24 protein-coding genes are annotated in these 26,952 nt (G+C 72.2%); 4 read left to right on the forward strand and 20 right to left on the reverse strand.

Going from position 1 to position 26,952, the window contains the following annotated elements:
- Positions 1-32 precede the first annotated feature (32 nt).
- From WME85_RS35380 to WME85_RS35410, 7 genes are read right to left on the reverse strand one after another with little or no spacing between them, the layout of a single operon-like run.
- Positions 33-605: a Mov34/MPN/PAD-1 family protein gene (locus WME85_RS35380; RefSeq protein WP_437827508.1), complete on the reverse strand. Its 573-nt coding sequence runs from the start codon at positions 603-605 to the stop codon at positions 33-35.
- A complete protein-coding gene (locus tag WME85_RS35385) occupies positions 599-1,549 on the reverse strand; it encodes a PLP-dependent cysteine synthase family protein (protein WP_437827509.1) in 951 nt (316 codons plus the stop codon). Before WME85_RS35385 ends, WME85_RS35380 begins: the two co-directional genes overlap by 7 nt.
- Positions 1,546-1,881 (reverse strand): hypothetical protein, encoded by a 336-nt coding sequence (locus WME85_RS35390; protein ID WP_437827510.1) that lies wholly within the window; start codon positions 1,879-1,881, stop codon positions 1,546-1,548. Before WME85_RS35390 ends, WME85_RS35385 begins: the two co-directional genes overlap by 4 nt.
- 1 nt (position 1,882) lies before the next feature.
- A complete protein-coding gene (locus tag WME85_RS35395; protein WP_437303463.1) occupies positions 1,883-2,161 on the reverse strand; it encodes a MoaD/ThiS family protein in 279 nt (92 codons plus the stop codon).
- Positions 2,154-3,062 carry a HesA/MoeB/ThiF family protein gene (locus WME85_RS35400; RefSeq protein WP_437827511.1) on the reverse strand — a complete coding sequence of 303 codons (909 nt, stop codon included), beginning with the start codon at positions 3,060-3,062 and terminating at the stop codon, positions 2,154-2,156. Before WME85_RS35400 ends, WME85_RS35395 begins: the two co-directional genes overlap by 8 nt.
- Positions 3,059-4,117 carry a cysteine synthase A gene (cysK, locus tag WME85_RS35405; protein ID WP_437827512.1) on the reverse strand — a complete coding sequence of 353 codons (1,059 nt, stop codon included), beginning with the start codon at positions 4,115-4,117 and terminating at the stop codon, positions 3,059-3,061. The genes WME85_RS35400 and cysK overlap by 4 nt, the downstream gene beginning before the upstream one ends.
- 10 nt (positions 4,118-4,127) lie before the next feature.
- Positions 4,128-4,607: an RrF2 family transcriptional regulator gene (locus WME85_RS35410; protein ID WP_437303466.1), complete on the reverse strand. Its 480-nt coding sequence runs from the start codon at positions 4,605-4,607 to the stop codon at positions 4,128-4,130.
- A gap of 297 nt (positions 4,608-4,904) precedes the next feature.
- Between WME85_RS35410 and WME85_RS35415 the strand changes: the two genes are divergently transcribed.
- Together WME85_RS35415 and WME85_RS35420 are read left to right on the forward strand one after the other, a co-directional pair.
- The gene (locus WME85_RS35415; RefSeq protein ID WP_437827513.1) at positions 4,905-6,593 is read left to right on the forward strand and encodes an acyl-CoA dehydrogenase family protein; all 1,689 of its coding nucleotides are present in this window, start codon (positions 4,905-4,907) and stop codon (positions 6,591-6,593) included.
- Positions 6,594-7,091: 498 nt separating this feature from the next.
- A complete protein-coding gene (locus tag WME85_RS35420; RefSeq protein ID WP_437827514.1) occupies positions 7,092-7,898 on the forward strand; it encodes a helix-turn-helix domain-containing protein in 807 nt (268 codons plus the stop codon).
- A gap of 79 nt (positions 7,899-7,977) precedes the next feature.
- Here the strand turns inward: WME85_RS35420 and WME85_RS35425 are convergent, their stop codons facing one another.
- From WME85_RS35425 to WME85_RS35470, 10 genes are all read right to left on the reverse strand, one after another.
- Complete coding sequence (locus tag WME85_RS35425) at positions 7,978-9,873, reverse strand: hypothetical protein (RefSeq protein WP_437827515.1); 1,896 nt, start codon at positions 9,871-9,873, stop codon at positions 7,978-7,980.
- Between the two features lie 239 nt (positions 9,874-10,112).
- Complete coding sequence (locus WME85_RS35430; protein ID WP_437827516.1) at positions 10,113-11,576, reverse strand: hypothetical protein; 1,464 nt, start codon at positions 11,574-11,576, stop codon at positions 10,113-10,115.
- Complete coding sequence (locus tag WME85_RS35435) at positions 11,573-13,885, reverse strand: bifunctional metallophosphatase/5'-nucleotidase (protein ID WP_437827517.1); 2,313 nt, start codon at positions 13,883-13,885, stop codon at positions 11,573-11,575. The genes WME85_RS35430 and WME85_RS35435 overlap by 4 nt, the downstream gene beginning before the upstream one ends.
- Positions 13,886-13,971: 86 nt before the next feature.
- A complete protein-coding gene (gene ptsP / locus WME85_RS35440; RefSeq protein ID WP_437827518.1) occupies positions 13,972-16,047 on the reverse strand; it encodes a phosphoenolpyruvate--protein phosphotransferase in 2,076 nt (691 codons plus the stop codon).
- A complete protein-coding gene (locus WME85_RS35445) occupies positions 16,044-16,328 on the reverse strand; it encodes an HPr family phosphocarrier protein (RefSeq protein WP_436622048.1) in 285 nt (94 codons plus the stop codon). The genes ptsP and WME85_RS35445 overlap by 4 nt, the downstream gene beginning before the upstream one ends.
- The gene (gene rapZ, locus WME85_RS35450; RefSeq protein WP_437827519.1) at positions 16,325-17,371 is read right to left on the reverse strand and encodes an RNase adapter RapZ; all 1,047 of its coding nucleotides are present in this window, start codon (positions 17,369-17,371) and stop codon (positions 16,325-16,327) included. The genes WME85_RS35445 and rapZ overlap by 4 nt, the downstream gene beginning before the upstream one ends.
- Positions 17,368-18,687 carry an HPr(Ser) kinase/phosphatase gene (gene hprK / locus WME85_RS35455; protein ID WP_437827520.1) on the reverse strand — a complete coding sequence of 440 codons (1,320 nt, stop codon included), beginning with the start codon at positions 18,685-18,687 and terminating at the stop codon, positions 17,368-17,370. Before hprK ends, rapZ begins: the two co-directional genes overlap by 4 nt.
- On the reverse strand, positions 18,684-19,163 hold the full coding sequence (locus WME85_RS35460) for a PTS sugar transporter subunit IIA (RefSeq protein WP_020738744.1): 480 nt from the start codon (positions 19,161-19,163) through the stop codon (positions 18,684-18,686). Before WME85_RS35460 ends, hprK begins: the two co-directional genes overlap by 4 nt.
- Positions 19,164-19,622: 459 nt before the next feature.
- On the reverse strand, positions 19,623-19,985 hold the full coding sequence (gene hpf, locus WME85_RS35465; RefSeq protein ID WP_437827521.1) for a ribosome hibernation-promoting factor, HPF/YfiA family: 363 nt from the start codon (positions 19,983-19,985) through the stop codon (positions 19,623-19,625).
- Positions 19,986-20,229: 244 nt separating this feature from the next.
- Entirely contained in the window at positions 20,230-20,553 is a 324-nt protein-coding gene (locus WME85_RS35470) for a sigma-70 domain-containing protein (RefSeq protein ID WP_437827522.1), read from the reverse strand.
- 366 nt (positions 20,554-20,919) lie between these two features.
- On the opposite strand from WME85_RS35470, the gene WME85_RS35475 reads away from it, so the two are divergent.
- Entirely contained in the window at positions 20,920-21,786 is an 867-nt protein-coding gene (locus WME85_RS35475) for an oxygenase MpaB family protein (protein ID WP_437827523.1), read from the forward strand.
- A gap of 77 nt (positions 21,787-21,863) precedes the next feature.
- Here WME85_RS35475 and WME85_RS35480 read toward each other — a convergent pair whose 3' ends face one another.
- Positions 21,864-22,919 (reverse strand): serine/threonine-protein kinase, encoded by a 1,056-nt coding sequence (locus WME85_RS35480; RefSeq protein ID WP_437827524.1) that lies wholly within the window; start codon positions 22,917-22,919, stop codon positions 21,864-21,866.
- Positions 22,920-23,288: 369 nt separating this feature from the next.
- On the opposite strand from WME85_RS35480, the gene WME85_RS35485 reads away from it, so the two are divergent.
- Positions 23,289-24,320 (forward strand): isocitrate/isopropylmalate dehydrogenase family protein, encoded by a 1,032-nt coding sequence (locus WME85_RS35485; protein WP_437827525.1) that lies wholly within the window; start codon positions 23,289-23,291, stop codon positions 24,318-24,320.
- Positions 24,321-24,367: 47 nt separating this feature from the next.
- Here WME85_RS35485 and WME85_RS35490 read toward each other — a convergent pair whose 3' ends face one another.
- Positions 24,368-26,179 (reverse strand): ATP-binding protein, encoded by a 1,812-nt coding sequence (locus WME85_RS35490; protein ID WP_437827526.1) that lies wholly within the window; start codon positions 26,177-26,179, stop codon positions 24,368-24,370.
- Positions 26,180-26,312: 133 nt separating this feature from the next.
- Complete coding sequence (locus tag WME85_RS35495) at positions 26,313-26,756, reverse strand: gamma-glutamylcyclotransferase family protein (RefSeq protein ID WP_437303481.1); 444 nt, start codon at positions 26,754-26,756, stop codon at positions 26,313-26,315.
- Positions 26,757-26,952: the final 196 nt, after the last annotated feature.

Raw genomic sequence — 26,952 nt, forward strand, 5'->3', positions numbered from 1 at the left:
GGGCGAACGACGCGGGCCTCGGCGCGATGAGATCAATCGACGACGTCGAACGTCGACGCGACGAACGCGGCGCCGTCCCACACGAAGAGGCGGTGCTCGGCGACGCGCGGCGCCCCCTCGGGGCGCCCCTCGCCCGAGCCGCCGCGCACGCTCGTGACGAGGAACGCGAGCGGGAACGCCGGCCCGGGCCCCATCACGATCTGGCCCCCTTCCTCGGCCGGCGGCTCGCCGCCGCTCATCATGGCGGCGTCGGTCGGGCTGAAGTAGGCGCCCGCGTCGAGGTGGGAGTGATAGAGCACCTTCACCGGGCGCCCCTCCGCCGCGCTCTTGTCGACGGCATCGGAGAAGCGCTTGCCGTTGAAGTCGAAGAACGTCCGCGCCGTCCGGAAATACCGCTCCGGGTCGACCGCGTGGAGCTTGTTCGCGATGTTCTCCATCCGGACGTGCTCGTCGCAGAGCAGCGGCTCGCCCGCGGGCCCCTTCAGGTAGCCGCAGGCCTCCTCGTCGCGCGCGTAGCCCGCGAGCGCCTCGGCCTCGACCGCCGCGAGCACGCTCGCCTTGAGGACGACCCCGCCGGCGGTCCACGGGTGGGAAGACATCACCATACGTAACGTTTCTCCCATTTCATGGGCGCAAAATAGCGGTCGCCCCGGTCCGGGACAATCGCCACGACGCACCCGCCCTGCTGTTCGCTGTGCAGGCGCCTCGCGATCTCGAAGGCCGCGAAGACGGCCGCGCCGCCCGAGTGCCCCACGTGCAGCGCCTCCTCGCGCGCGAGGCGATCGGACATGTCCCAGCCCTGCTCCGTCGAGATCCGCATCGTCTCGTGGTAGGCGGCCGCGTCGTGGATGGCGGGGACCAGGGAGCTCGGCAGGTGCTTGAGCCCCTCCAGCCCGTGGAGCGCGTCCTCGGGCTCCACCGCGACGCAGCGGATCGGCCGGTGGTGCTCCCGGAGCCGCCGGCTCGTCCCGACGATGGTGCCGCTCGTGCCGACCCCGGCCACGAAGTGCGTGATCCTGTCGCCGACAGCGTCGAGGATCTCCCGCGCCGTGCCGTGGTAGTGGGCGAGCGGGTTGTCCTCGTTCGAGTACTGGTCCGGGTAGAAGTACTTCTCCGGGTCCTTCTGGACCAGCTCGCGCACGAGGCGGATCGCGCCGTCGGAGCCCTCCATCGGGTCGCTGAAGATGAGCTCCGTGCCGAACGCGCGCGCGATGTCCTTGCGCGCCTTGGACACGTTCGACGGCATGACGAGCGCCACCTTGAAGCCCATCGCCGCGCCGAAGAGGGAGTAGGCGACGCCGGTGTTGCCGCTCGTCGAGTCGATGAGCGTCTTCTGGCTCGTCAGGCGGCCGTCCGCGGCCGCGCGGCTCATCATCCGCAGGGCGGCGCGGTCCTTCACGGAGCCGCCGGGGTTCGTGAACTCGAGCTTGGCGTAGACCTCGACCGACGGCGTCTCGCGGCCGATGCGCGAGAGGCGCACGAGCGGCGTGTCGCCCACGGCGTCGACGACCGACGCCATCCGGCGGGAGCGGACGAGCGCGTGCCTCACGGGCCGCCCTCCCCCGCGCGCCCCGGCCGCGCGCCGCCCAGGCCGAGCGCGGCGCGCATCTCGGCGAGCGCCGCGCGCGCGCCGGCGAGCACCGCCCGCGCCGGCGGCGAGGTCACGAGGTCGGCGGGCGCGAGCGCGGCGAGGTCGATCGCGCCCGCCGCGAGCGCGCCGAAGCCGGCGCCGCGCGCGTAGCGCTCCGCCACCTCGTACGCGAGCGGCAGGGCGCCGCCGCCGTCGCCCAGCACGCGCGCCGTCGCCGCCCCGAGCCTCGCCTGCCCCTCTGGACCGATCTCCGCGAGCAGCACCTGGCGGAGATAGCGCGGGTCGTCCACCTCAGCCCCCGGCGATCGCGGGGACGATCGCGACCTGGTCGCCGCCCTTCACCGGCGTCTTCAGCCCGTCGAGGAAGCGGATGTCCTCGTCGCCGACGAAGATGTTCACGAAGCGCCGCACCCCCTTGTCGTCGAGGAGTCGGTCGCGGATGCCGGGGTAGCTCTTCTCGAGGTTCTCGATGAGCTCGCCGACGGTGCCGCCGGCGGCTTTGACCTCGTCCTGTCCGCCGGTGAGGGTGCGGAGCGGGGTCGGGATGCGGACGGTCGCGGTGTCAGCCATGGTCTTGCTCTCCAGTGTTGAGGTGGATCGGGGAGCCGCTCTCGCGGCTCCGTTCATCAACGTACGTCGGGGATCCGCTTGCGCGGTCCCCTTCAACGTGGGTCGGGGAGCCGCTCTCGCTGTCCCCTTCAACGTGGGTCGGGGAGCCGCTCTCGCTGTCCCCTTGTGCAGCACACGAGTTCACGTAACGGGATGCGTCGATGGTCGCGATCGCGGCGCGAGCGCCGCACAGGGCGCAGGCGGACCGCGCGGCGACGGGCACGCTCCGCAGCGCGTCGGTGAGGCCGTCGTAGGTCGCGATCCGGCCGAAGATCGAGGTGTCGCCCTTCAGGATCGCGAGCGCCCGATCCGCCGCGATCGCGCCCGCGACGCCGCACACAGGGCCCGCCACCCCGGCCGTAGCGCAATCCGGCGCCTCGCCGGTCGGCAGGTCCTCGAACAGGCAGCGGTAGCAAGGCCCCCCGCCCGCCGCGACCGCCATCACCGTCGCGCGCCAGCGCACCGCCGCCGCGTGCACGACCGGCGTCATGGTGAGGCGGCACACGTCGGCGATCAGGAACCGCGACGCGAAGTTGTCGGTCGCGTCGACGACGACCGAGACGCCCGGCATCAGGGCCGCCGCCGAGCTCGGCGTGAACCGGCCGAACCGGCGATCGACGCGGACCTTCGGGAAACGGCGGCGCAGCGCCTCGGTGAAGGCGTCGAGCTTCGGGCGGCCGATGTCGTCGTCGTCGAACAGGATCTGCCGGTGCAGGTTGGTGAGCTCGACCTCGTCGTCGTCGGCGACCCGGAGCTCGCGCACGCCGCCCGCGGCCAGCGCGAGCGCGGCGGGCCCGCCGATCCCCCCCGCGCCGACGAGGAGCACGCACCCGCGGACCGTCTCGCCGTCGCCGCCGCTCATCGGAAGTACTCGTCCAGGCTGAAGTACCGCTCGCCCGTGTCGCAGAGGACGGTCACCACGTTCGCGTCCGGGCCGAGCTCGCGGGCGACGTCGAGCGCCACCCGCACCGCGGCGCCCGCGCTGATGCCGACGAGCAGCCCCTCTTGCCGGGCGAGCGCCACCTTCGTCTCGTACGCGTCGCGATCGCTGACCGTGCGCACCTCGTCGACCACGCGCCGATCGTAGTTGTCGGGGACGAAGCCGGCGGCGAGCCCCTGGATCTTCGTCGGCCCGCGCTCGCCGCGCGAGATCGTCGCGCACGACTCGGGCTCGACCGCGATGACGCGCGTCGCGGCGCGCAGCCGCTTGAGCACGCGCCCGACCCCGCTCACCGAGCCGCCCGTCCCCACGCCGGCGACGAACGCGTCGATCGCCAGCGACTGCCGGGGGCCGGGCTGCCCGGGCGCGTCGAGGCCGGCCATCGCGTGGAGGATCTCCCGCGCCGTCGTCTCCGCGTGGACCCGCGGGTTGTCGGGGTTGTCGAACTGGCTGAGGATGATCGCGCCCGGGATCTCGGCCGCGAGCTCGCGGGCCTTGTCGATTGCGCCCTCCATCTGCAGCTCGGGCTCGGTCAGCACGACCTCCGCGCCGTAGGCCTCGAGGAGCTGGCGCCGCTCGAGGCTCATGCTCGCCGGCATCGTCAGGATGCACCGGTACCCCTTGGCCGCGCACACGATCGCGAGCCCGATGCCGGTGTTCCCCGACGTCGGCTCGATGACGACGCCGCCCGCGCCCGCGCCAAGCAGCCCGCGCGCCTCGGCGCCCTCGACCATCGCGAGGCAGATCCGGTCCTTCAGCGAGCCGCCCGGGTTGTGCTGCTCGGCCTTGCCGAACACGCGCCCCCGGGGCGTCGCCGCGTCGACGCGCCGGATCTCGAAGAGCGGCGTGTCGCCCACGAGGTCGAGCACGCTGTCGACGACGCGCGGGTGCGACGGCAGCGGCGGCAGCTGGACCGCGTCCTCCGCGGTTGCGCGGGGGACGCCGGGGGACGGGGCGGCTCGGTCGGGGCTTCTCATGGTTGTCGGCTCAGATCACGTAGGTCGATCGCTCCGGCCGCCCCTTGCGGCGCACGCCGAGCTCGACGCCGCGCTCGCAGACGTCGGCGATCGACACCGAGTCGAAACAGCGCTCGATCGCGCTCGCGAGATCGTGGAACACGGCCGTGGGCGGGTCGAGCGGCGAGCTCTCCGGATTGCCTTCGTCGTCGGGCGCGATCACCGCGACCGGCCCCTCGAGGGCGCGGACGACGTCCCCCAGGCTGATCTCGCTCGCGGGCCGCGCGAGGTGGTAGCCGCCGCGCGGCCCCCGCTTCGAGCTGATGAGCCCGGCCTTCTTCAGATCCTGGAAGATCTGCTCGAGGAAGCGCGCCGGGATGAGCTCGCGCTCCGAGATCTCCCGGATCTGGGTCGGCCGCCCGTCGTTGTGGAAGGCGATATCGAACAATGCGCGCACACCGTAGCGACCCTTGTTCGAGAGCTTCACCGGCAGCCATATGCATTGGTACATCGGAGAAGTCAAGAACCGCACATAGAGCGACTTGCGCTTCTTTTCGTGCGACAAGGCACGCGGATACCGCACAGAAAGCGGCGATCGCGCTGAAATTGACAGCAGAGGTTCACCGATCGCTGCGTCGCCGCGACGCAGCTTCGGCTTCCTGTTGAACCGGATGGGACGGGTTCAGTAGCTTCGAGTTTATCGAGGCTGCGAGTCGCCGCGCGCCCCCGCATGGGGGCGCGCGGAGCGCGGATCGGCGCGTCCGCGTCGCATCGTTCGGGCTGCGGCGCACAACCTAGGAGTCGGCCGGTGGCTTTCTATCAAGACCCCCCCACGCTCGGGAACCAGTACGACGACGATCGCGTGCTGCGGTCCTATCTCTCGCGCGCGCTGCCGCGCGAGGTGGCCGCGTCGATCACGCCCTCGCTGCGGGAGATGGGCGAGCTCGCCGGCGGCCACCTCTACCGCTTGCAGATCGCGGACCGCCCCAACGAGCCGAAGCTCACGTCGTGGGACGCCTGGGGCCAGCGCGTCGACCACGTCGAGGTGACGCAGCTCTGGAAGGAGGCGGCCCGCATCGCCTGCGAGCACGGGGTGGTCGCCGCGGCGTACGAGCGGGCGCACGGCGCGTTCTCGCGCGTCCACCAGTTCGCGCTGGCGTACCTCTTCGACGCGTCGAGCGACGTGTACACCTGCCCGCTCGCGATGACCGACGGCGCCGCGCGGACGCTCCTCGCGAGCGGCAACCGCGCGCTCATCGACCGCGCGGTGCCCCGGCTGACGAGCCGCGACCCCGCCGCCGCCTGGACGTCGGGCCAGTGGATGACGGAGCGCGCCGGCGGCTCGGACGTGGGGCGGACCGAGACCGTGGCGCGGCCGGGGCCGGACGGGGCCTACCGGCTCTACGGGACGAAGTGGTTCGCCTCGTCGGCCACGTCCGAGATGGCGCTCGCGCTCGCGCGCCCCGAGGGCAACCCGGAGGGCAGCCGCGGGCTCGCGCTGTTCTACCTGGAGCTCGCCGGCGACGACGGGCGCCGCGAGGGCATCGTGCTCAACCGGCTGAAGGACAAGCTCGGCACCCGCAAGGTCCCGACCGCCGAGATCGCGCTCGAGGGCGCCCTGGCGACGCCGGTCGCGGGCCTGTCGAACGGCGTCCGGTCGATCGCGCCGATGCTCAACGTCACCCGCACCTGGAACGCCGTCAGCGCGATCGCGGGGATGCGGCGGGGGCTCGCGCTGGCGCGCTCCTACGCCCAGCGCCGGGTCCAGTTCGGCACGCCGCTCGCGGAGAAGCCGCTGCACATGGACACGCTCGCCGAGCTCCAGGCCGAGTTCGAGGGCGCCTTCCACCTGACCTTCCGCGCGATCGAGCTGCTCGGGCGCGAGGAGACGGGGTCGCTCACCGAGTCGGAGGCGAAGCTCCTGCGGCTGATCATCCCGATCACGAAGCTGACGACGGCCAAGCAGGCGGTGTCGGTGCTGAGCGAGGTGCTCGAGGCGTTCGGCGGGGCCGGCTACGTGGAGGACACGGGGCTGCCGCGGCTGCTCCGGGACGCGCAGGTCCTCACGATCTGGGAGGGCACGACGAACGTGCTCTCGCTCGACGCGCTGCGGGTGATCCTGAAGGACAGCTCGCTCGACATCCTCGCGGCCGAGGTGGCGCGCCTCCTCACCGGCGTGGTCGAGCCGAAGCTCGCCGAGGCGGAGACCGCCGCGTCGCGCGCCGTGTCCCACGCGCGCGCGTGGATCAAGGAGATGTCCGCCACCGACCGCGACGGCCTCGAGGCGGGCGCCCGGAGGGTGGCGATCACGCTGGGCCGGGCGCTGCAGCTCGCGCTGCTCGTGCGGCACGCGGCGTGGGCCATCGACCGCGAGCGCAGCCGGACCGCGCTGGCCGCGGCGGTCCAGTTCGCGCGCAACGGCGTGGACCTCATCCGCGACCACGACCCCGACACGATCCAGGCCCTCGCCGAGACGCGGCAGAAGCCCGCCCCCTGAACAGACCGTGCCCCCGGGCACTGAACAGCCCCCTCGTGGGTCTCCCTGCGAGCCCGGGCACCGCGCCGGCTCCGGCGCCCTGGATCGCACCGGTTTGCGGGGGTCGACGATTTTTCCGCGGGTTCCTCGCGTTCTAAGCGCACAGAATAAATGAGTCGTTTCAGATAGTTGCGGACAGCGAACCGCCGCAGTGCGGGACGGGTTTTGTCCTACCAGGGCGCGAAGGCACTAGACGCAAACTGACTGAACGGGCATACAGTAATACGTAGCTGCGGCGCTGAACGCGTGCCCGAGGGGCGACGCGCGGGCGGTCCTGTCCATGAGGCGGGCTCCGCCGGCGCGGCGACCCCGATGGGGTGAGATCCGCCTGCGGGCGCCGGGAGCGGCGCCATCCAGGGACTTCGTCCGGCTTCTGGACGGATCGGGCTCGCGTGGCCCCGGGCACGCGTGCGGCGCGCGGCGCGGGAGAGCGCACGAGACGAGCTTCGAAGGGGCGAGATGAAGACGCAATACACGCTGCTGTCCGGCGAGACGGTCGAGTTCGCGACGCCGACCGGCGAGCTCGGGACGTTCCTGTGCCGGGTGCTGACCGCGGCCAGGGATCCGTCCGTGTCCGAGGCCGAGCTGACCGACCTCGTCCTCGGCCCGGAGAACCCGCTGCTGGACAGGACCTCGGTCGCGGGCCGGAGCGTCGCGACCGCCGACGTGTACCGCGATCCGGCGTTCCACGTGATGCTCGACTGCGTGGCGCGCAAGCGGCTGCCGCCCGACTCCGCGCCGGCCACGCCGCGGGCGCGCTACACGGTGACGGTGCCGGAGGCGGCGCAGCAGCTCGGCATCTCGGAGAGCGCCGTGCGCCAGGCGATCTACGCGGGGCGGCTGCGCGCGACCAAGGAGGGGGGCACCTACTACCTCGATCCGCACTCGGTCGCGGGCTACCGCGTGAGCAAGCGCGGGCCGCGGCGGCAAGATCAGGAGGCCAAGGGGCCGCCCGGGGGCATGCTCGACGCGCGCATCGGCTCGGGCCCGGACGCGAGCTTCCGGGTGAAGCACAGCCGCGACGACTTCGAGCTGACGGAGAAGCGCGGGCCGGAGTGGACTGGCATGATCCCGTCCGGGTGGCGGCGGATCGCGGTGCTCGGCACGTCGAAGGAGCTCTCGCGTTACTGGGAGATCGAGCCCGCCGAGGGGGAGAGCGTCCTCCACTTCGAGGGCTTCTACCTGCGCGGCGGCTTCCGCATCGTCGAGACGGTGAGCACCACGCAGCGGGCCGTGTCGGCCTTCAAGGCGTTCCAGCCGCGATGAGCGCGCAGCGCGGCGGCGCAGGGCGTGACGGCGCGCTGCGTGACGGCGCGGGTACGGGGGCGCAGCGGCGGCCGCCGCGTCAGAAGCGGGCCTGGACGCTCGTGCCGAGGCCGAAGAAGTCCGGGTTCACGAAGGTGCGCAGCGCCACCGTGCCTTCGGACGGGTCGCGCTGCATGAAGGTGCCGTTGTTGTCGCGCACGTACTGGGCCCACGCGACCGCGGAGAGGATCTTGCTGATATCCCACTTGAGGCTCACGCGGGCCTGGACGATGGGGACAGCGGACGTGTCGTAAGGGAGGATCGAGAGGTTGCCCTGCTCGCGCACGACCACGGTGCGGGCGATCGGCGCGCTGTAGGCGTCGAAGGAGGTCGTCCGGAACGAGGCGGGAAACTGGAGCCCCGCGCCGATACCGGGGGTGAGCCGCGCGGAAGCGATGTAGTAGTCGGCGGCCAGGGCGAAGAACAGCTCGTCGGCCGTCGAGGCGCCGCGGACGTCAGGGATCGTCTGGAACGGGATGAAGCTCGGCTGGTTGCGCAGCACGAACGGCAGATCGCGGTAGATGCCGGTGAGGCTCGCGCGCGCGTACCCTGACTTGATGACCCCCTGGACGGCCCCGGCGCGGGCCGCCTGGTGGGTGGTCGCGCCCGCGGACTCGAAGTCCTTGAGGTTCTGAAAGAGGTTCGACGCCTCGAGGCTCACCGCCCACGTCGTGTTGCCCGGCGTGTACGTCTCGGGCTTGAAGATGATCTGCGGCCGGTTCGGGTCGTTGCGGTAGAGCAGGAAGTCGACCGACTGCGGGATCGGCTCGCCCTTCTTGTGGGCGACGATGCGGGCCGAGGCGCCGTAGGTGTAGACCGGCTCGCCCGCGACGTCGGGCCAGTCGAACCTGCCCTGCTGGAAGTAGCCGGCGCCGAGGTCGGCGTGCACGTAGGGGTGGAGCTCGGCGCCGCCGCCGACGAGGACACCGTAGTTCGTCTGCGCGATGCTGATCTGGTCGACCTCGCTCGTCCCGGAGAGGAGCACCCGCTGCGTCTGGGTCAGGCTGGCGATCTTGAGCCCCGCATACACGCTGAATCGCTCGGTGTCGTACTGGACCTTGGCGCCGGGCGCGCTGCCGATGATGCGCGGGAAGATGGACTGGTTGATCGACGCGTTCGTGCCGCCCCACGAGATGTCGTAGAGGTAGCCGAGGCGGAAGCGATCGGTGTCGAGGGGCCAGAGCGTGACGCCCACCCCGGTCTTCCCGTCGACCCTGCCGTCCGTGTGATAGAAGGCGCGGATGAACGAGCCGGCGTCGTAGAGCGCCTGATTGACGTTGTTGGTGTTCCTGGACAGCGCCGCGATGTCGATCCGCAGGACGAGCGAGGCCTCGGTGTCCAGCCCGCGGATGAACCCCGGCATCCGCCGGTAGAGCGCGAGGTGCGTCAGGTTCTCGCGCCCGCTGAACCGGGAGTTCAGGTTGTCGAAGAAGAGCCGGTATTGCTTCCGGTCGCCGATGCTCGGGTTCGGCGAGATCGGCGTTGTCTGGCCCGTGTCGTGGAGCAGGTCGTCGTCGCCGAAGGTCCAGGTGAGGCGCGTGTCCATCGCGTCGCCCACCCGGACGGGATCCTCCGCCGCCTGCGCCGCTTCCGGCGGCGGGCCTGGCAGCTGCGGCACGGTGGACGCCAGGGGCAGCGTCGCCGGCGGCGTGGACGAGGGCGGGGCCGGCGGCGGCGCGGCGGGCTCCGGGCCCGGCGCTACGGGCTCCGGGGCCGCCGCGGCAGGCGCCTGGACCGGCGCGGCGGGCTGCGCGGCCGGCGCGGCCGGCGCGGGCGCCGGCACCGCCTGGGCCGGCGCGGCCTGGGCGGGCGCGGGCCCGGCCGGGACCGGGGCGGGCTGGGCGGGGCCGGGCTGGGGCTGCGCGAGCGCCGCCGGCGCGAGGGTGAGCAGGAGGGCCGCGGAGACAGCGGGGGCGAGGAGCGCGCTTCGGTGCATGGCGGGCGGTGGACTTCCTTGGGGCCTGGGTGATGCGGCGGGGCAGCGCGGCCGCGGCAAAGGAGGAGAGGGCTAGAGCACCGATAGCTCGAAACGCCCGGGAATGAAGAGATTTGAACCACAGAGGCACAGAGGGCACAGAGGAAGAGAGAAGATAAAAATCTCTCTCTCTTTCTCTTCCTCTGTGCCCTCTGTGCCTCTGTGGTTCATTTTCTCAGGGGTTCAACCTGTTCGGTGTCCTAGTTGGTCTCCGCGTCGTTGTCGTCGAGGCTGCGCATCCGCACGCAGGCCTCCTTCGAGCTCTTCACGGCGGGCGCGCAGCCAGGCGCGTCGCAGACGAGATCGTCCGGGCAGCGGGCCTCGATCGTCCAGTTGAGCGAGCCGCCCGAGAAGTTCCGGAGCGTGCCAGTCACCGCGCCGAGCTCCCGGCCCCGGTGCGAGGTCGGATCGAAGTCGCTCACCGTGGCCGTCTGGATCTGGATCATGCTCGATCCGTCCGTGACCTTGTAGTTGCCGCGCGCCGAGTAGCCCGTCCACTCGCTGCACTCGGGGTCGCGCGAGCACGCGTTCGCGCAGCTCCCCTCGGCCGGGCTCTCGAAGTCGATCTGGCCATCGCCGCTCAGGTCGCAGTTCGACTGGTCCGGGGCGAAGACGTTGTCCCGCGCGGGCTTCGGGCCGAAGTTCTTGCTGATGTGGACCCCCTCGACGCGCACGAGCCCGCTCTCGAGCCGCTCCATGGCGGTGGCGTCGGCGATCGTAGGCCCGTCGAGCACGCGGGGCTCCGGGACCGGGCACGCCGTGCCCTCCTGGAAGGGCGCGATCTCGTAGGAGGGGAACGAGAGCTCGGTGAAGCCGAAGAACTCGTTCACCGTGCCCGCGAGGTACTCGAGCCGATCGCAGACTCGCATGTTGGCAGGGGTGTTGAAGTTGTACGCGAAGAGGTGGTTGAAGCCGGTGTCCTGGCCCGCCAGGTCGGTGACGTAGAAGCCGTCGCTCGCGACGCGCGTGACGACGACCTGCTGGGGGGCCGCGGTGTTGATCTCCATCCCCTCGAACGCGTAAGGCGTCGCCGAGCCGCCGCCCTGGACGTCGGCGACGCGCGGCAGGGCGTAGGCGACGGGCTTCGAGGCGCCGGCGCTGAAGGAGCCGCCCTCCTCGGTGTCGTCGTCGGCGAAGGCGCACCCGGGGTCGGCGGGGAAATCGATGAGCACGTCGCCGGGCGCGTCGTCGTTGGCGCCGTTCGAGCACGCGGGCTGGTCCCCCCGGGCCGCGGGCTGGTAGCCGATGTCCTCGGCCCAGAGCCGGGTGGGGCCGTAGACCGCCGTCACGTGGACCGCGCCCACCGCGACCCCGCCGCGCAGGCGGATGTTGCGGCCCACGGCGACGCCCTCCTCGGCGGCCTCGACGTCGATCACGGCCCCGGGCTCGACGCTGAGCCGGACCACGCCGTCGAAGGGCGCCCGGCGGCCGGCCGGGTCGCGCGCCTCGATCCGGAAGTCCCAGGTGTCGACCGTGTCGCCGCGGTTCGCCGGCATGGGCTCGTCGGCGGAGGGCGGCGCCTCCCCGTTCACCTTCTCGACCTTGACCCAGAAGCTCGAGACGCCGCGGGGGGGCTCGCCGTCGCTGCCGCACCCGGCGAGCGCCGTGGCCGCGGTCGCCGTGAGCGCCGCGAGCCCCGCCCGGAGCCGCGCCCGCGCCGTCACTGGCCCACCATCCGCAGGCGACCGTCGGAGAAGTTCCCGAGCCGCCGGTCGACGCACGCCAGGTACTTGCACTGTTCGCCGGCGGCGCTGCACGGCGCGAGCGCGCTCTCGCACTGCCGCCGCACCTCGGCCGTCGGCGCCGCCGCGCAGACGTCGCGCTGGTAGGCCGCCACGTCGTCGCGGCAGCGCGCGAGCACGCACGCCCCCGCCGAGCACGGCGCGTCGCCGGTCCGGCACACAGGCCCCTCGACGACCGACTCGGGGCACGCGCAGACGTAGTCCTCGCCGAGGGCCTCCTCGCAGTCGCTGTCCGCGCGGCACGTCGGGAGCTTGCCGTCCTCGCCCGCGCCGCAAGGGCCGCCGGCGCGGATGTAGTCGATGAGCGCGTCGCGCTGCTGCACCTGGGTGTCGAACTGGGTCGTGTTGCGCTGGAGCACCCGGAACCCGCTGCCGCCCTGCGCGAGGTAGTTCGACGTCGCCAGCTCGTAGGTCGCGATCGGGTCGATCGGCTGCCAGCACCGGTTCGCCTCGACGTCGCAGCTGCCCACCTCGCCGCCCGGGCAGTCGGCGTCGCCGTTCGGGCACGCGATCCGCGGCTCGTGGGCGCCGATGTAGACGTGGGTCGCGACGCCGGGCGCGGCGCCCGGGGACGGGCGCGCGGTGCAGTCGATGACGACCCGCGCGCCCGCGATCTGCGCCTGCGACACGCACCCGCGGCCGCTCGAGCGGCGCGCCACGAAGTCGAAGAGGTCCTGCACCTCCAGCCCGGAGAGCTGCATCTTCGAGATCGAGTTGTCGAAGGGGAAGATGTTGAACATCTGCTCGACCGTGACCGGGCCGGGCACGAGGTCGGCGCGGATGCCCGTCGTGTTCGTGAGGGCGAAGTCGGTCTGGATGCCGAGGCGCAGCCACATCGCCGCGGCGATCAGGTTGCCGAGCGGCGAGTCGCCGCCGCTCGTCGACACGCGGCGCGAGCCGTCGAGCGCGTAGCCGACGAGGAGCTCGAGGTTCGCGAGCGCGTCGAGCCCCTGCCCGTACGGCTCGAGCACCGAGGCGACGATCGGATCGGCCGGCACGCTCTCGGTCACCGGGAAGAGCTCGTACCGGTCCGAGACCACCTCGAAGCCGTTCAGCGGGTCGTAGGCGGCGCCGAGCTCCGAGGGGTCCTTCGACAGCACGAGGTCGAGGCGGCCGACGAACTTCGCGAACGCGCCGGAGTGCGCGAGGACCACGTCGCGCGGGGCGCAGTAGCGCCGGCGCTTCTCGCCTTGCTCGGGGGAGCGCTCGTCGTTCAGGAGGATGTAGTGGCTCTGCTTCTCCTCGTCGTAGTACCGCGAGCAGTCGCGCACGCGCTTCGGCGGCTGGAGCACGATGTGGTTGTGCCCGCCGAGCACGACGTCGATGCCCGTGGTCGTCTCGATCATCTGCTCGTCGACGTCGAGCCCGAGGTGCGTGACGAAGACGATGACGTCGACCGTGGGGCGGAGCAGGTCGACGTAGAACTGGGCGACCTCGGTGGTGTTCAGCGGGGTGATGCCGAGCCGGTTCGGCGCCTCGAAGATCGACGTCAGGCTGGAGAGGTTGCCCATGCCGATGACGCCGACCCGGAGGCCCTCCAGGTCGAAGACCGTGAACGGCTGAAGGATCGCGCCGAGCGGCGAGGCGCCGGGCTGCGCGGGGTCCTCGAGCTGGTAGTTCGCCGCGAGGATGGGGAAGCCGGCGTGCTGCTGGAGCTGGATGCCGAGGTTGAGCGCGCCGCGATCGAACTCGTGGTTGGCGACGATCATGGCGTCGACGCCCATCGCGCCGAGGGTGCGGATCTCCGCCTCGCCCGAGTAGAAGTTGAAGATCGGCGCGCCCTGGAAGCAGTCGCCGCCGTCGAGGTGCAGCACGCGCGACGACCGCGCGCGCTCGCGGCCGATGATATGGGACATGCGCGCGGCGCCGCCGACGTTCGCGATGGTGGTCGCCTCGCCGAGGCCGAGCCCCGCGTCGACCTGGCCGAGCTGCAGGTTGTACGGGAAGAGCCGCGAGTGGATGTCCGACGTGTGGAGCAGCGTCAGGTGCACCTGCCCCACGAGCCGCGTGGGCGGCGGCTCCTGCTCGCAGCCCGCCGCGCCCAGGCCGAGCGCGACCGCGCCGGCCAGGAGCGCGCGCGACGCGCGGGACGCGAACTGCGCAACGCGCGTTACGCGCGCCGAGCCCGTCGCGGGCGTCGCGCTTGTCGCGGGAGCCGCCGGAGAGAGGGGAGCCTCGGAGGGCAGTGTCGTGGCCCCCGGCGCCGCGCCCATGGCTTTACGGGACTTCATGAAGCGACGTCACGCTAGGAAGCCCTCAACGCGAGCTCAAGCGAAAAGGAGGTGAAGGCGGCGAGGCGGCCGACCTGCAATGCAGGTCACTTCGTCTCGCGCTCTCCCGTGAGCAGGTCGTAGAGATCGGGCGCGAACGCCGCGGCGACGCAGCACTCGACCTCCTCCGCCGTGGCGCAGGCGAGCGCCTCGGCCGCGACCGCCTCGGCCTCGACGAGCGACACGCGCCGGAGCGTCTCCTTGATCTCCGGGATCGCCGCGGCCTCCATCGAGAAGTCGCGGATGCCGAGGCCGAGCAGGAGCAGGGCGGCGAGCGGGTCGCTCGCCATGGCGCCGCAGATCGAGACCGGCCGGCTGAAGTCCTGCCCCGCCTGGATCACCTTCGCGATCAGCCGGAGGATCGACGGGTCGAACGGCGAGGCGAGGTAAGCGAGCGAGCGGCTCGTCCGGTCGACGGCGAGCGCGTACTGGATGAGGTCGTTCGTCCCGAGGCTCAGGAACGCGGCCTCGCGCGCGAAATGGTCGACCATGATCGCGGCGGAGGGCACCTCGATCATCACGCCGAGCGGGATCTCGTCGGCGCACGGCTGGCCGCGGGCGCGCACCTGCTCCTGCGCGCGGTGCAGCAGCGCGCGCACCTGCCGGAGCTCGCCGAGGCCCGCGACCATGGGGATCATGATCCGCACGTCGCCGTAGGCGGAGGCGCGCACCATGGCGCGGAGCTGCTCGAGGAAGACGTCGGGGCGCGAGAGCGCGAGCCGGACCGCGCGGAGGCCGAGCATCGGGTTCATCTCCGGCGGCACCTGGAAGGTGGAGACGAACTTGTCGCCGCCGATGTCGAACGTGCGCAGCGTGACCGGCTTCGGGCGGAGCGCCTCGACGACCGCGCGGAAGATCTCGAACTGCTGGTCCTCCGAGGGCGGCGACTTGCGGTCGATGTAGAGGAACTCGGTGCGGTAGAGGCCGATGCCGTCCGCGCCCTGATCGCGGGCGAGGATCGCCTCGGCCGGGAGCTCGACGTTGGCGCGGAGCGAGACCTTGACGCCGTCCTTCGACTGGGCGGCGCGGTGGCGCGACTCCGAGAGCTCCTTCGCGAGCGCGACGTGGCGCTCGGCGCGGGCGCGCGCCTCCACGAGCTCGGCGGGCCCGGGGCGCACGATCACCGTGCCGCGCAGGCCGTCGATCACGACGACGTCGCCCGTGATCACGCGCTGCAGCACGTCGCTGACGCCGACCACGGCCGGGATCTCCAGCGCGCGGGCCATGATCGAGGTGTGGCTCGTGCGCGTGCCGACCTCGGTGACGAAGCCGACGACCGGCTCGTCGACCATCGCCGTCGTGTCGGCCGGCGACAGGTCGTGCGCGATGACGATGGTCGGCCCGGAGAAGCGCGGGATCGCCGCGCCGAACGTCGCGGGCATGGCGATCGAGTTCTGCAGCTCGATCAGGCTGCGGGTGGACAGCGGCGACGTGTCGCGCGAGGACGGCGGCTCCTGGGGCGGGAGGGTGAAGGCGCGCAGCAGGCGCTCGCCGACGAACATCACGTCGTGGCTGCGCTCGCGCAGGTACGGGTCGTCGAGCGCGGCGAAGCGGCCCGCGATCGCCTCGCACGCGGTGGCCACCGCCCACTCGGCGCAGCGCCGCTCGTCCGTGACCTGGCGCTTCACGGCGTCGGCGAGCGTCTCGTCGCCCAGCATCAGCAGGTACGCCTCGAGGATCGACGCCTCGGCGCGGTGGTTGCCGAGGCGCTTCGACATGTCGCGGAGCTCGTCCTGCGCGCGCTCGACCGCGGCCTCGAAGCGCGCGACCTCCGCGTCGATCTCGCTGGAGCTGACGCGGCGGCGCGGGTGGTCCGTCCGGTGCCCGCCGATCACGACGGCGGTGCCGATGGCGACCCCGGGCGACCCGGAGATGCCGCGCAGCGTCTCGGTCCGGGCGCCGGGCACCATCGAGTCGCTCCGGGCGCCGGGCGCCATCGAGTCGCGCCGGGCGCCGGGCGCCATCGAGTCGCTCCGGGCGGGCGCGGCCGGGTCGCTCCGGACCCCTGACGCCGCCGGGTCGCTCCGGACCCCCGACGACGCCGAGTCGTCGCGAGCGGCGTCTGCCGGGACGGGTTGTTCGCCCGGGGTCCCCGCGGGGAGCGCGCTCGGGCCGCGCGTCACTCGGGCTCTCCGAAGCGCGAGGCGATGAGCTCGCCGATGGCGGAGACCGCCTCGGCGGCCTGATCGCCGGTCGCGCGGACCTCGATCTGCGTGCCCATCGAGCCGCAGAGCAGCAGCACGCCCATCACGCTCTTCGCGTTGGCCGACTGCCCATCAGGCCCGGTCAGGGAGATCTCGCAGTCGTACCGCCCGGCGAGCTGCACGAGCTTCGTCGCGGCGCGCGCGTGCAGCCCGCGCACATTGATGATGGTAAAGCGCCTCGTTACCGCCCCGGTCGTCACCGCTCGCCCCCCGTCGCTCTCTTGCCCGATGCCGGGCGAGACTCCGGCGCGGTCACCCCAGGCGGCGTCAGCCGGAGGTCCACGCTCGGGGTCCCGGCCAACCCCTCGCCCGCCGAGGGTACTATACTACCGCTCGCTCGAGCGACGTCTCGATGCACGACCGTGATCGGGAGCCCGGTCTTCCGCCGCAGGCTGTCGCTGAGGACGTTGGTGAGCACGACGGAGCGGTGCCGGCCCCCGGTGCACCCGATGCCGACGGTGAGGTAGCTCTTTCCCTCGCTGGCGTAGCGCGGCATGCAGAACGACAGGAGCTGCTCCGTCCTGCTGATGAACTCGAGGGCGTCCGGGTTCTTCAGGATGTACTCCCGCACGGGCTCGTCGTTGCCCGTGAGCTCGCGGAGGCCGTGGACGAAATACGGGTTGTCGAGGAAGCGGACGTCGAGGAGCAGATCGGCGTCGAGCGGGATGCCGTACTTGTAGCCGAACGAGATGAACCGGGTGGACATGACGGGCAGGTCCACCTTCGCCGGGCGCAGCCGCTCGAGGACGACGCGGCGCAGGTCGTGCGTCGACAGCCGCGTCGTGTCGAGCTCGATGGTCGCCCTGGCCCGCAGCGACGCCAGCCGCTCGCGCTCGAGGAGGACGCCGTCGAGCATCGCGATGGCGCCGCTGCCGCCGGTCGTCAGCGGGTGCGGGCGCCGCGTCTCGCTGAAGCGCCGGAGCAGCGTCTCGTCCGAGGCGTCGAGGAAGAGTATCACCACGTCGCGGCCGACCCGGATCGAGTCGAGCGCCGCCGTGGCGCCCGCGAGGAACGAGCCGACCCGGACGTCGATGCCGAGCCCGATGCGGGTGATCCCGCCCGCCTCGCACGCCTCGACCGCCGACCGGACGAGCGAGGTGGGGAGGTTGTCGACGCAGAAGAAGCCGAGGTCCTCCAGGGCGTGGAGCGCCGTGGACTTGCCCGCGCCGGAGAGCCCCGTGACGACGACGACGCGCCCCGGCGCGCCCTCGGACGGCGGCTGATGACCGCTCCCGCCGCTCATCCTCGCCTCCTCGGCCGCGGCAGGCTCACGGAGGACTCCGTGGCGACGAACCCGGAGCTCGGGCGGTCGCGGTCCGGAGCCGGCCTCCCCCGGTCGATCGGCTGCCGGAAGGCGCTGCTCGGCGGGCTCGGCACGTCCGTCCCGTGGCCGGGCCGCGGCGGCCGGGGCAGGCCGGGCGGCGCCGCGCTCCGCGGGCCCCCCTCCTCCGCGAACCGCACCGGCGGCGGCACCGACGACTCCTCCGGCGTGCGCTCGCCGAGCAGCTCGCCCTCGACGTTGCCGAAGAACTCGCGCGCCGCGTGGAACCCGGCGTTCTTCAGGAGCTCGTTGCGGGCCGCGACCTCCAGGATCGACGCCATGTCGCGGCCCGGGCGCACCGGGATGACGAGCTCCCGGATCTTCACGCCGAGGATCGTGTGGTACCGCTCGTCGAGCCCGAGCCGGTCGTACTCGGTGTCCTTGGACCACTCGACCAGCTTCACCACGACGTCGATCCGCTTGCGCTCGCGGATCGAGGTGACGCCGAAGAGGTCCTTCACGTTGAGGATGCCGAGGCCGCGCACCTCGAGGTGGTAGCGGAGGAGCTCGGCCGGAGAGCCGAAGACCATGCCGGGCGGGCGGTAGTCGCACTCGACCGCGTCGTCGGCCACGAGCCGGTGGCCGCGCATCACGAGATCGAGCGCGCACTCGCTCTTGCCGATCGCGCTCGAGCCCATGAGCAAGAGGCCCACGCCGAACACGTCGACGAGCACGCCGTGCAGGCGGATGCGCGGCGCCAGGCGGTCGTCGAGCAGCGCGTGCAGCGCGGTGATGGTGACGCTCGACCGCACCGCCGAGATGAGGAGCGGCGTCCCGGACTCCTCGGCGCACTGGGCGAGCTCCGGCACGGGGAAGAACCCGATCCCGGAGCTGTTCGTCTCGAACGGCTGGTCGCCCTGCGTGAGGATGACGCAGCAAAGGCCGAGCTCGAAGAAGCCGCGCAGCGACAGGAGCCGGTCCTCGCGCGAGAGCTTGTGGAGGAACGAGAGCTCGGTCTGCCCGAGGATCTGCACCCGCGTCGGGACGATCCCGTGGAAGTGTCCGACGAGCGCCAGCCCCGATTTCTGGATGCGGGTGTTCATGATGGGCCGGTCGAGGCCCGCGGCGCCCGCGATCAGCGAGAGCTCGATGCCGAGCCCCTCGTCGGCCATCAGGCTCCGCACCGTCAGGACGGGGCGGTCCGCGCGCCCTCCGCCCGCCGGGGGCGTCCTCTGGCCGCCCGCGCCGCCCGCGCCGCCCGCGTCCCCTTCCTGTCTGCTGCTTCGCGCGCCGCTCACGATACCGACCTCCCTTCCTCCGCGGCGATGAGCTCGAACGCCGCCCGCCCGGTCGATGCGCCGAGCAACCGCCTCCTGAACGTCTCGTCCCGCAGGAGCCTGGAGATGCGCGCCAGGGTCTTGAGGTGCTCGCCGGTGGCCCGCTTCGGGCCGATCACGGCGACGAGGATGGACACCGGCGCCCCGTCGATCGCGTCGAAGTCGATCGGCTTCGGGCAGAGCAGGACCGCGCCGATCAGCCGCTCGACGCCCTCCATGGCGCCGTGGGGGATGGCGACGCCGCTGCCCACGCCGGTCGACTGGAGGCGCTCGCGCTCGGCGAGCACCCGCTCGATGTCCTCGCTCTTGACCCCCTGCTGTCCCGTCGCGAGCAGGGCGGCGAGCCGGCGGAGCGCGTCGGCCTTGGAGCGGACGACCCCCTCCTGCTCGCTGGCGACGGATACCTGGTGCGCGGTCAAGATGTCGCAGACTTGCATGCTGATTTCGGCGCTCGGACGAGGTGAGGGGGCTCTGGGATGGCGCACGTGGGACGGCGGGCGCTGCGCTCGGCCAGGGCCAAGCGCGCCGACGTCGCCATCGTACCCCGTGGACCACGGGTACGCGACTCAAGGACGCGGTCGCGAGGAGCGATCCAGAATGAGGTGATCTTCCGCGCCACCGCCGCGGGCCGACCGCCAGGCGGTCCGCGGAGGCAGGTCTCCCCGGGCAGGTTGCGCGCGGGCTCCGGGGCGCAGCCCGGCGGCGAAGGGCGCCGGCGGCGAGCGCGGCCGCCTCGGCAGCGGCCGCGGCGATTCGCCGGGCGCGCAGGAGGGCTCTTGTGAAGCACCCGGCGCCCGGCGGCTCACCGGCGCGCCGGACGGCTCACCCGCGCGCCCGGCGGCTCACGCCGCGAGCGAGGCCGCCTCAGCGGCGCAGCGCACGCGGTGCGCGGCCGCTCACGATCTGGAGCGCGCCGCCGCAGCCTCCCGCTCCACCTCGGCGGCGTACTCGCCGGCGCTCGTGCCACCGCGCTTTCGGGCGATGGTGTGTCCCTTGCCATCGCGGATCTGCCGTTCGAGCTTGTCGAGGACGATGTCGATCGATGCATACATGTCCTCACTCCGCTCGGTCGCCTGGAAGGCCAGGCTGCCGGAGGAGATACGGACGTCGGCGACGTGTACCAGGCCCTCGACGGAGAGGGTCACCTGCGCCGTCATCGCCTGCCTTAGAAATTTCTGGAGCTTGGCGACCTTCTCGTGAGCGTGCTTCTTGACGGCTTCGGTACCCACCATGTGCCGGAACGTGATCGTGATGTTCATCGGGCCAGCCTTCCTTCCCCCTGATGCGTAGATGAAACAATCGACTACGGCGACAGAGCTCCCCTCCATCTCCATAGTAACACCGCGATAGAGCTCCGGTCTTGCATCAACGAAGCTGTCCTTTCGTTTTGTTTGTTTCGCTCGGTTTGCTGCCGCGCTGCCGCGCTGCCGCGCTGCGCGCGCCCTTGCCGCGCCGCGCCGCAGCTTGCCGCGCCGCGCCCGGAGGGGCCCGCACGCCTCCTCCTCAGCAAGCCTTGACCCGCCCCGCTTGTTCCAGCGCCCGGCGCACCGCGTGCGGGGCATGGCCACAGGCCAGCGCGATCTCGCCGATGGTGGGCCTGCGCCCAAGCTCGTCGGCGAGCCGCCTGGCGCTCGCGAGGACAGCGCGGAGCACCTCGACGTCGCCCGTGTCGAGCGGCTCGGCGACCCTGAGGCCCTCCGACTCAAGCCGATCGATGATGTGCTCCACCTCCTCGTACGAGACCGGCCGGCCATCGATGACCTCCGCGATGTCGTTGAGGTCCACCCGTCCGCTCGCTCGATGGCGTGTAAGGAGCTCCTGGATCATGTCGTCAATGACAGGCCGCACGGAGCTAGGGTGGCACCTGCGCGCAGGTCACGCACGCCCTGACGCCCGCAGGACTGAGCTCCTCGAGCGCCTCGGTCCCCCTGCCCGCAGGCGCCCGGGCCGCCGCTGCCCGGGCCGGGCTCGGCGCCGCGACCAGCCAGCTCGCCGGGCCGGCCCGCCTCATCCGACGTCGGGGGTCGCCGTGCGGCGTCCGCCCTCACCTCATCTCGCCGCCATCACCATCCTCCTCGTCATCATCACCACCACCCTCGTCGTGCCACTGGCTCAACGACGTTTCCGTCAGGATACGCGGAGGTATGATGGATGCCTCGGTGACATCGAGCGGATATTCACCAGGAGTTCTCCATGCGCTGGGCCCCTCCCCGATCGCGATCGCGCCATGCGATCCGCGACCACATCGAGGCAAACCTCGATCCCGTCAGGGATCATCAGGAGATCGTATTTCTGTCGACGTGCTATGATTTCCCCTGGGACACGCACCGGGCCCTGGAGCTCGCGCTGCTCCGTGTCTTCGGCATCGCGAAGGGCACACCGCTCCTGGTGCGGACAGGGGAGCTCCTGGAGCGCACCCAGAAGCGTTACGACGACACGGTCCTCATCCTCTCCGAGATGCTGGAGAACGGCTACGACAGCGAGCGCGGCCGGGCGGCGCTGCGGCGCATGAACCAGCAGCACCGGCGCTACACGATCCCGAACGACGAGTACGTCTACACGCTGTCGACGTTCATCTTCGAGCCCATCCGCTGGAACGAGCGCTTCGCCTGGCGCAAGCCGACCGAGAAGGAGAAGCTCGCGCAGTACCACTACTGGAAGCACGTCGGGACGCTCATGAACATCACGGATATCCCGCCGAGCTACGAGGCGTTCGAGCGCTTCAACGTGGACTACGAGGCGGAGCACCTGCGGTTCTCGGAGGACAACCGGAAGCTCGCCGTCGCGACGCGGGACCTCATGCTGAGCTGGGTGCTGCCGAGGGCCCTGCGGCCCCTCGGGGCGAAGGTCATCCATGCGCTCATCGACGACCCCATGCTCGACGCCGTCGGGCTGCCGCGCCCCTCGCCCGCGCTGCGCCGCGCGGTCGAGGCGGCGCTCCGCGCGCGCGGCCCGGTGCTGCGGGCGATGCCCCGCCGGCGCTCGCCGCGCCTGCTCACCCGGACGAAGAGCCGCACGTATCCAGACGGCTACCGCATCGAGGACCTCGGCGCGCGGTGATCGCCGGCGCACGCCGGCGATCCGGCGGCCACCGCGCGCCGGCGGCCCGGCGCCCGCCGTGAACATCGCCCGTGCGCTCAGGGCAGCTGGCGCCGCAGGAACTTCAGCGCCTCGCGCGCGGCCGGGTTCACCGGCTCGTAGACGTCCGGGGCCTTCCGGACCGGCGCCCCGATCGGCTCGCCGGGGCGGGCGCCGAGGATGCGCTCGACGTCCTCCAGGAGCGATTGCATCGAGTCGAAGCGGTTCCCGGGCAGCTTGCGCAGCGCGGTGGCGACCAGCGCCTCGAGGCGCCGATCGACGCCGGGGCGGATCGCGCTCAGCCGCGGGGCCGGGGTGCAGGCGTGCTGGGCCACGACCACCACGTCGTCCGGCGACGAGAAGGGCAGCTGGCCCGCGAGCATGCGGTACATCGTGATGCCGAGCGCGTAGACGTCCGTCCGGCCGTCGACGGGATCGGCCAGGGCCTGCTCCGGGGCCATGTACGGGACGGTGCCCAGCACGAGGCCGGCCGCCGTCGCGGGGCCCGATCGCAGCTTCGCGAAGCCGAAATCCATCATCTTGAGCAAGCGCGGGCCGCTCGCCGAGCGGACGAGGAACATGTTGTCCGGCTTCACGTCGCGGTGGATGACGCCGGCCGCGTGCGCGGCGGCGAGCGCCGACGCCGCCTGGCGGATCAGCGGCAGCGCGACCGCCTCGCTCACGGCCACCTCGCGGCGGAGCAGGGAGCCGAGCGACTCCCCCGTGAGGAGCTCGAGCACGATGAAGGGAGACCCGTCCTTGCGCGAGCCCGCGTCGAGGACGCGGATGATGTTCGGGTGCCCGAGCTCGGCCGCCACCTCGAGCTCGCGGAGGAACCGCTCCCGCTGGGTCCGGTCGGCGGCGAAGGTGCGGTTCAGGATCTTGATCGCGACCTGCTCCTTCGTGTGGCTGTCCACGGCCAGGTACACGCGCGACATCCCGCCGGCGCCGATGAAGCCCTGGATCACGTAGCGATCCTCGAGCACGGCGCCGAACTGCCGCGTCGGCTGCGCGGGCGGCGCGGCCGAGAGGGACTGAACCAGGCGGGCGCCGTCGTCCGGACAGAAGACGTAGGACCGGTCGGCGTAGCCGCGGTGGCATCGCGGGCAGATCATGGAGGCGCGTCATGATGAGGGCGCCGGCGGGGATCCTCAAGGGACTTGCGTCCCGGCGCGTCATCGCCCGGGAATCTCGCGTGAAAGGACGTGAAACAACACGGACCACGACACGAAACAAACCGGATGAGCCCGGAGCTACATGGACGTGCGCGGACCAGCGCGGACCAGCGCGGAGCGCGTGAAACAATCGAAACATGTGGAGCGCACACAGCGCAGAGCGCACGGCGCAGAGCGCAGAGCGCACAGCGCGCGTTCCGTCGAGGGCGCGATCTACCGTCCCGGGAGGTAGATCGCGGCGCGGACCTCGGCTATGCGTGCGACTTTCCTGGTCGACGCGATTGACCCCGAGCCCGAGAGACACAGCCCGTGACATCACAGAAGCAGACCGCGACCCTCATCCCTGGTGACGGCATCGGCCCCGAGATCGTGGAGGCGACGCTGCGCGCCCTCGACGCGCTCGGCTCGCCTTTCGAGTGGGAGACGTGCGTGGCCGGCATGGCCGGCGTCAAGGACTTCGGCGACCCGCTGCCGCGGGCCACGCTCGACAGCATCCACCGCACGCAGCTCGCGCTCAAGGGGCCGCTGGAGACGCCGATCGGCGGCGGATACCGCTCCTCGAACGTGCGGCTGCGGCAGGAGTTCCAGCTCTTCGCGAACGTGCGCCCCGCGCGCACGCTGATCCCCGGCGGCCGCTACGAGAACATCGACATCGTGCTCGTGCGGGAGAACCTCGAGGGCCTCTACGTGGGCTTCGAGCATTACATCCCGATCGGGAGCGACGAGCACGCGGTGGCGATCGGCTCCGGCGTGAACACCCGGGTCGGCTCGCGCCGCATCTCCGAGTACGCCTACAACTACGCCGAGAAGCACGGCCGCAAGAAGGTCACCATCGTCCACAAGGCCAACATCATGAAGGCGCTCACCGGCATCTTCCTCGAGACGTCGCGCGAGGTGGGCCGGGCCTTCGAGGGCCGCGTGGCGACCGACGAGCGCATCGTGGACGCGTGCGCGATGCAGCTCGTGCTGAACCCGTGGCAGTTCGACGTCATCGTCACGACGAACCTCTTCGGCGACATCCTCTCGGACGAGATCGCGGGCCTGATCGGCGGCCTCGGCATGGCGCCGGGGGCCAACATCGGCCAGAACGCCGCCATCTTCGAGGCGGTGCATGGCTCGGCGCCGGACATCGCCGGCAAGGGCGTGGCGAACCCGATCGCCCTCATGCTCGCCGCCGCGATGATGCTCGACCACGTGGGCCAGCAGGAGCTCGCCGGCCGGCTGCGCGCCGGCATCGACGGGGCGCTGAACGCGGACGGGGTGCGCACCCGCGACCTCGGCGGCAAGGCGGACACGAAGACGCTCACGGACGCCATCGTGGCGCGCATCAAGAACGGCTGAGCGGTCGGCGTCACGGCGAACGGGCGCGGCCGCCTCCGGGACCGGCGTCACGGCGAACGGGCCCAGCGGTCCGAGGCGTCAGGCGCGGGTCGGCCGTCGCCCGCGGGCGCTTCCGGGAGCGGCAGCGTGAAGTGGAACGACGTCGTCTCGTTCGGCTGGCTCTGCGCCCAGATCCTTCCGCCGTGCGCCTCGACGATGCCCTTGCAGATGTAGAGCCCGAGGCCCGTGCCCGGAGGGGCGTTGCCGGACTGGCCCGACGAGAGCCGCTGGAAGCGCTGAAAAAGCCGCTGCAGATCGTCCGGGTGGATGCCCGGCCCGCGGTTCTCGACGGCGATCTCCACCTCGGCGCCGCGGCGCGAGAGCGCGACCCGGGTCGGCGCGCCGGGGTCGCCGTACTTGGCGGCGTTGAGGAGGAGGTTCCCCATCACCTGGTCCATGCGGGCCGCGTCCACGAGGACGAGCGGCACGTCCTCGTCGGCGGTGAGCTCGACGGCGCGCTCCGGCCGCTCGGCGGCCGCGAGCTCGACGGCGGCGCGCAGGTGGGCGACGAGGTCCGTCGGCCGCCGCTCGATGGAGAGGCGCCGCGCCTCGATCTTCGAGGCGTCGAGCAGGTCCTCGATCATCCGCTCGAGGCGGCGGGCGCTGGCCAGGACCTTCTGGCTCCACCCCGTCGTGTCGGCGGCCTGGGACCGGCGCAGCAGCATGCCGGCGTACGCGGAGATCGCGGTGAGCGGCTGCTTGAGGTCGTGCGCGACCATCGAGATCCATTCCTGGTGGAGCCGCGCGCGCTCCGTGAAGTGGGTGACGTCCTCGTAGCTGGCGATGGCCCCGAGGATCGTGCCGTGCTCGTCCCGGATGGGGCCGGCGCTCACCACGACGGGGACGTAGCTACCGTCCGGCCTCCGGAACCACAGCTCCTCGCAGGTCGTCCCCTGGCCGCGCGCCGCTCGGACGAGGGGCATCTCGTGGTGCAGGAGCGGCCGTCCTCCCGGCGCGCACAGGAGCGCGCGCCGGGGGGACGGGGGCATCGAGAGCGGGTGCGGCCCGCCGCAGATCTGCTCGCAGCGGCGGCTGGCGACGAGCGAGCCGCCGCTGCGCTCATCGAAGACGGCGATCGCGACGGGGAAGTCCTCGATGATGCTGTGGAGCCATCGCCGCTCGGCGGCGAGGCGGCTGTCCGCCTCGCGCAGCTCGGCCCGGACGTCCTCGAGCAGGCTCACGGCGCGTTGCTGTGAGGGAGGGCTCGCGTCGGGGGCGTCGTCGAGCGCGCCGCGGGGGTGGTGCTCGGCGCGCTCGACGACGTGCTCGACGGACCCGAGCGCCAGGCCGAACAGCGCGCCGAGGGCCTGGATGTGTGGGAGGAGCTCCAGCGAAGGCGCGGAGCGGCCGCCGAAGGCGCAGGTGAGGACGCCGAGCAGCCGATCTGCGCCGAAGAGGGGGACGGACACGACCCAGCAGGGCCTCAGGGCGGCCTCGATGACGCGGACGTCGGGGAGGCGTTCGCTGTCTGTCTCGTCCGTCGCGGTGTGCTCGATGCGGCGGCTCTCCGCGGCGCGCCGGACGAGCGACGGGGTGCTCGGGAGCTCGTCGAAGGCCCCGGCGAGATCGAGGGGCACGCCGGAGGAAGCGAGCAGCCGGATGGGGAGCGCGCGGCCGGCCGGCGCGCGGTGGAGGAGCGAGAGGTCGGCGCCGAGCAGCCAGGCGGCCTGCTCGGCGACGGCATGGTGGAGCGCCTCTGGCGCGAGCGTCCGCGAGAGCGCGGCGGATGCCTGGACCACCGTGTCTGCGAGCAGGGCGGCGGCCGAGGCGGGTTCTCCGGTCGCGCCCTGGAGCCGACCATGCTCCGAGATTCTCGTCACGTCGCGTTTCCCCCGCACCATGCCCTAGCACCTGCGCGGGGAGGCGCCGCTCGAGCGGATGGCGCACCTGTCTGGTTCGCCCCCGTGCGGAGGGGATGGCGCAGCGCGGGTGCTCAGGGGGCTCGCCCTGCTGTCAGCGGGAGGGGTCGAAGCGGCGCTTCGCCCAGCTCACGAGCGGGCTGTTGTCCCGGGTGCGTGTGGCGCCGGGCGCGCCGCGGCGTTTCCGCCAGTCGCCTTCGCGGACGCGCCGGCACCCTGCCGCCTGCTCCATGGACAGGAGATAGGCCTCGGCCTCGCGCCCGTCAGCGAGGCGGATGGTCGCGCGCCGGTGCAAGATCGGGTGTCCCCGGTGCACGTCGAGCGCGGCGAGCGCGGCCGGCGTGACGGCGTAGAGCTCGCCGGTGACGGCGACGAATCCGCCCTGGACGAGGGCGCCGCTCGTGCCCAGGTCGACGAGCGCGTACTGGGGCGTTGTGGTCGCCTCTCCGAGGGGGCGGGCGCCTGCGAGCCATTCGTGCTGGTCCTCGCCTTTCATGAGGTTGTCGTAGACGAAGAGCGCGATCTCGCTGGTGGTCATCTGAGTGGTCCTCGGGACGGGCTCGGCGGCCCGGCTCCGACCCTCTCAAAGGGAGGGAGCGAGCGCAAGCTCGGCCGTCGGGAGTCGCTGCAGGAATTCATCGACGCACCGCCCGGCCGCGGGCCGCGCGACTCGACCGGATCGCGCCCCGGCGATGGCGGCGTGGCAGGCCCTCGTGGCCGTGCGCTCTGCCCCA

The organism is Sorangium sp. So ce1153 (genome assembly GCF_051521595.1).
Taxonomy (GTDB): domain Bacteria; phylum Myxococcota_A; class Polyangia; order Polyangiales; family Polyangiaceae; genus Sorangium.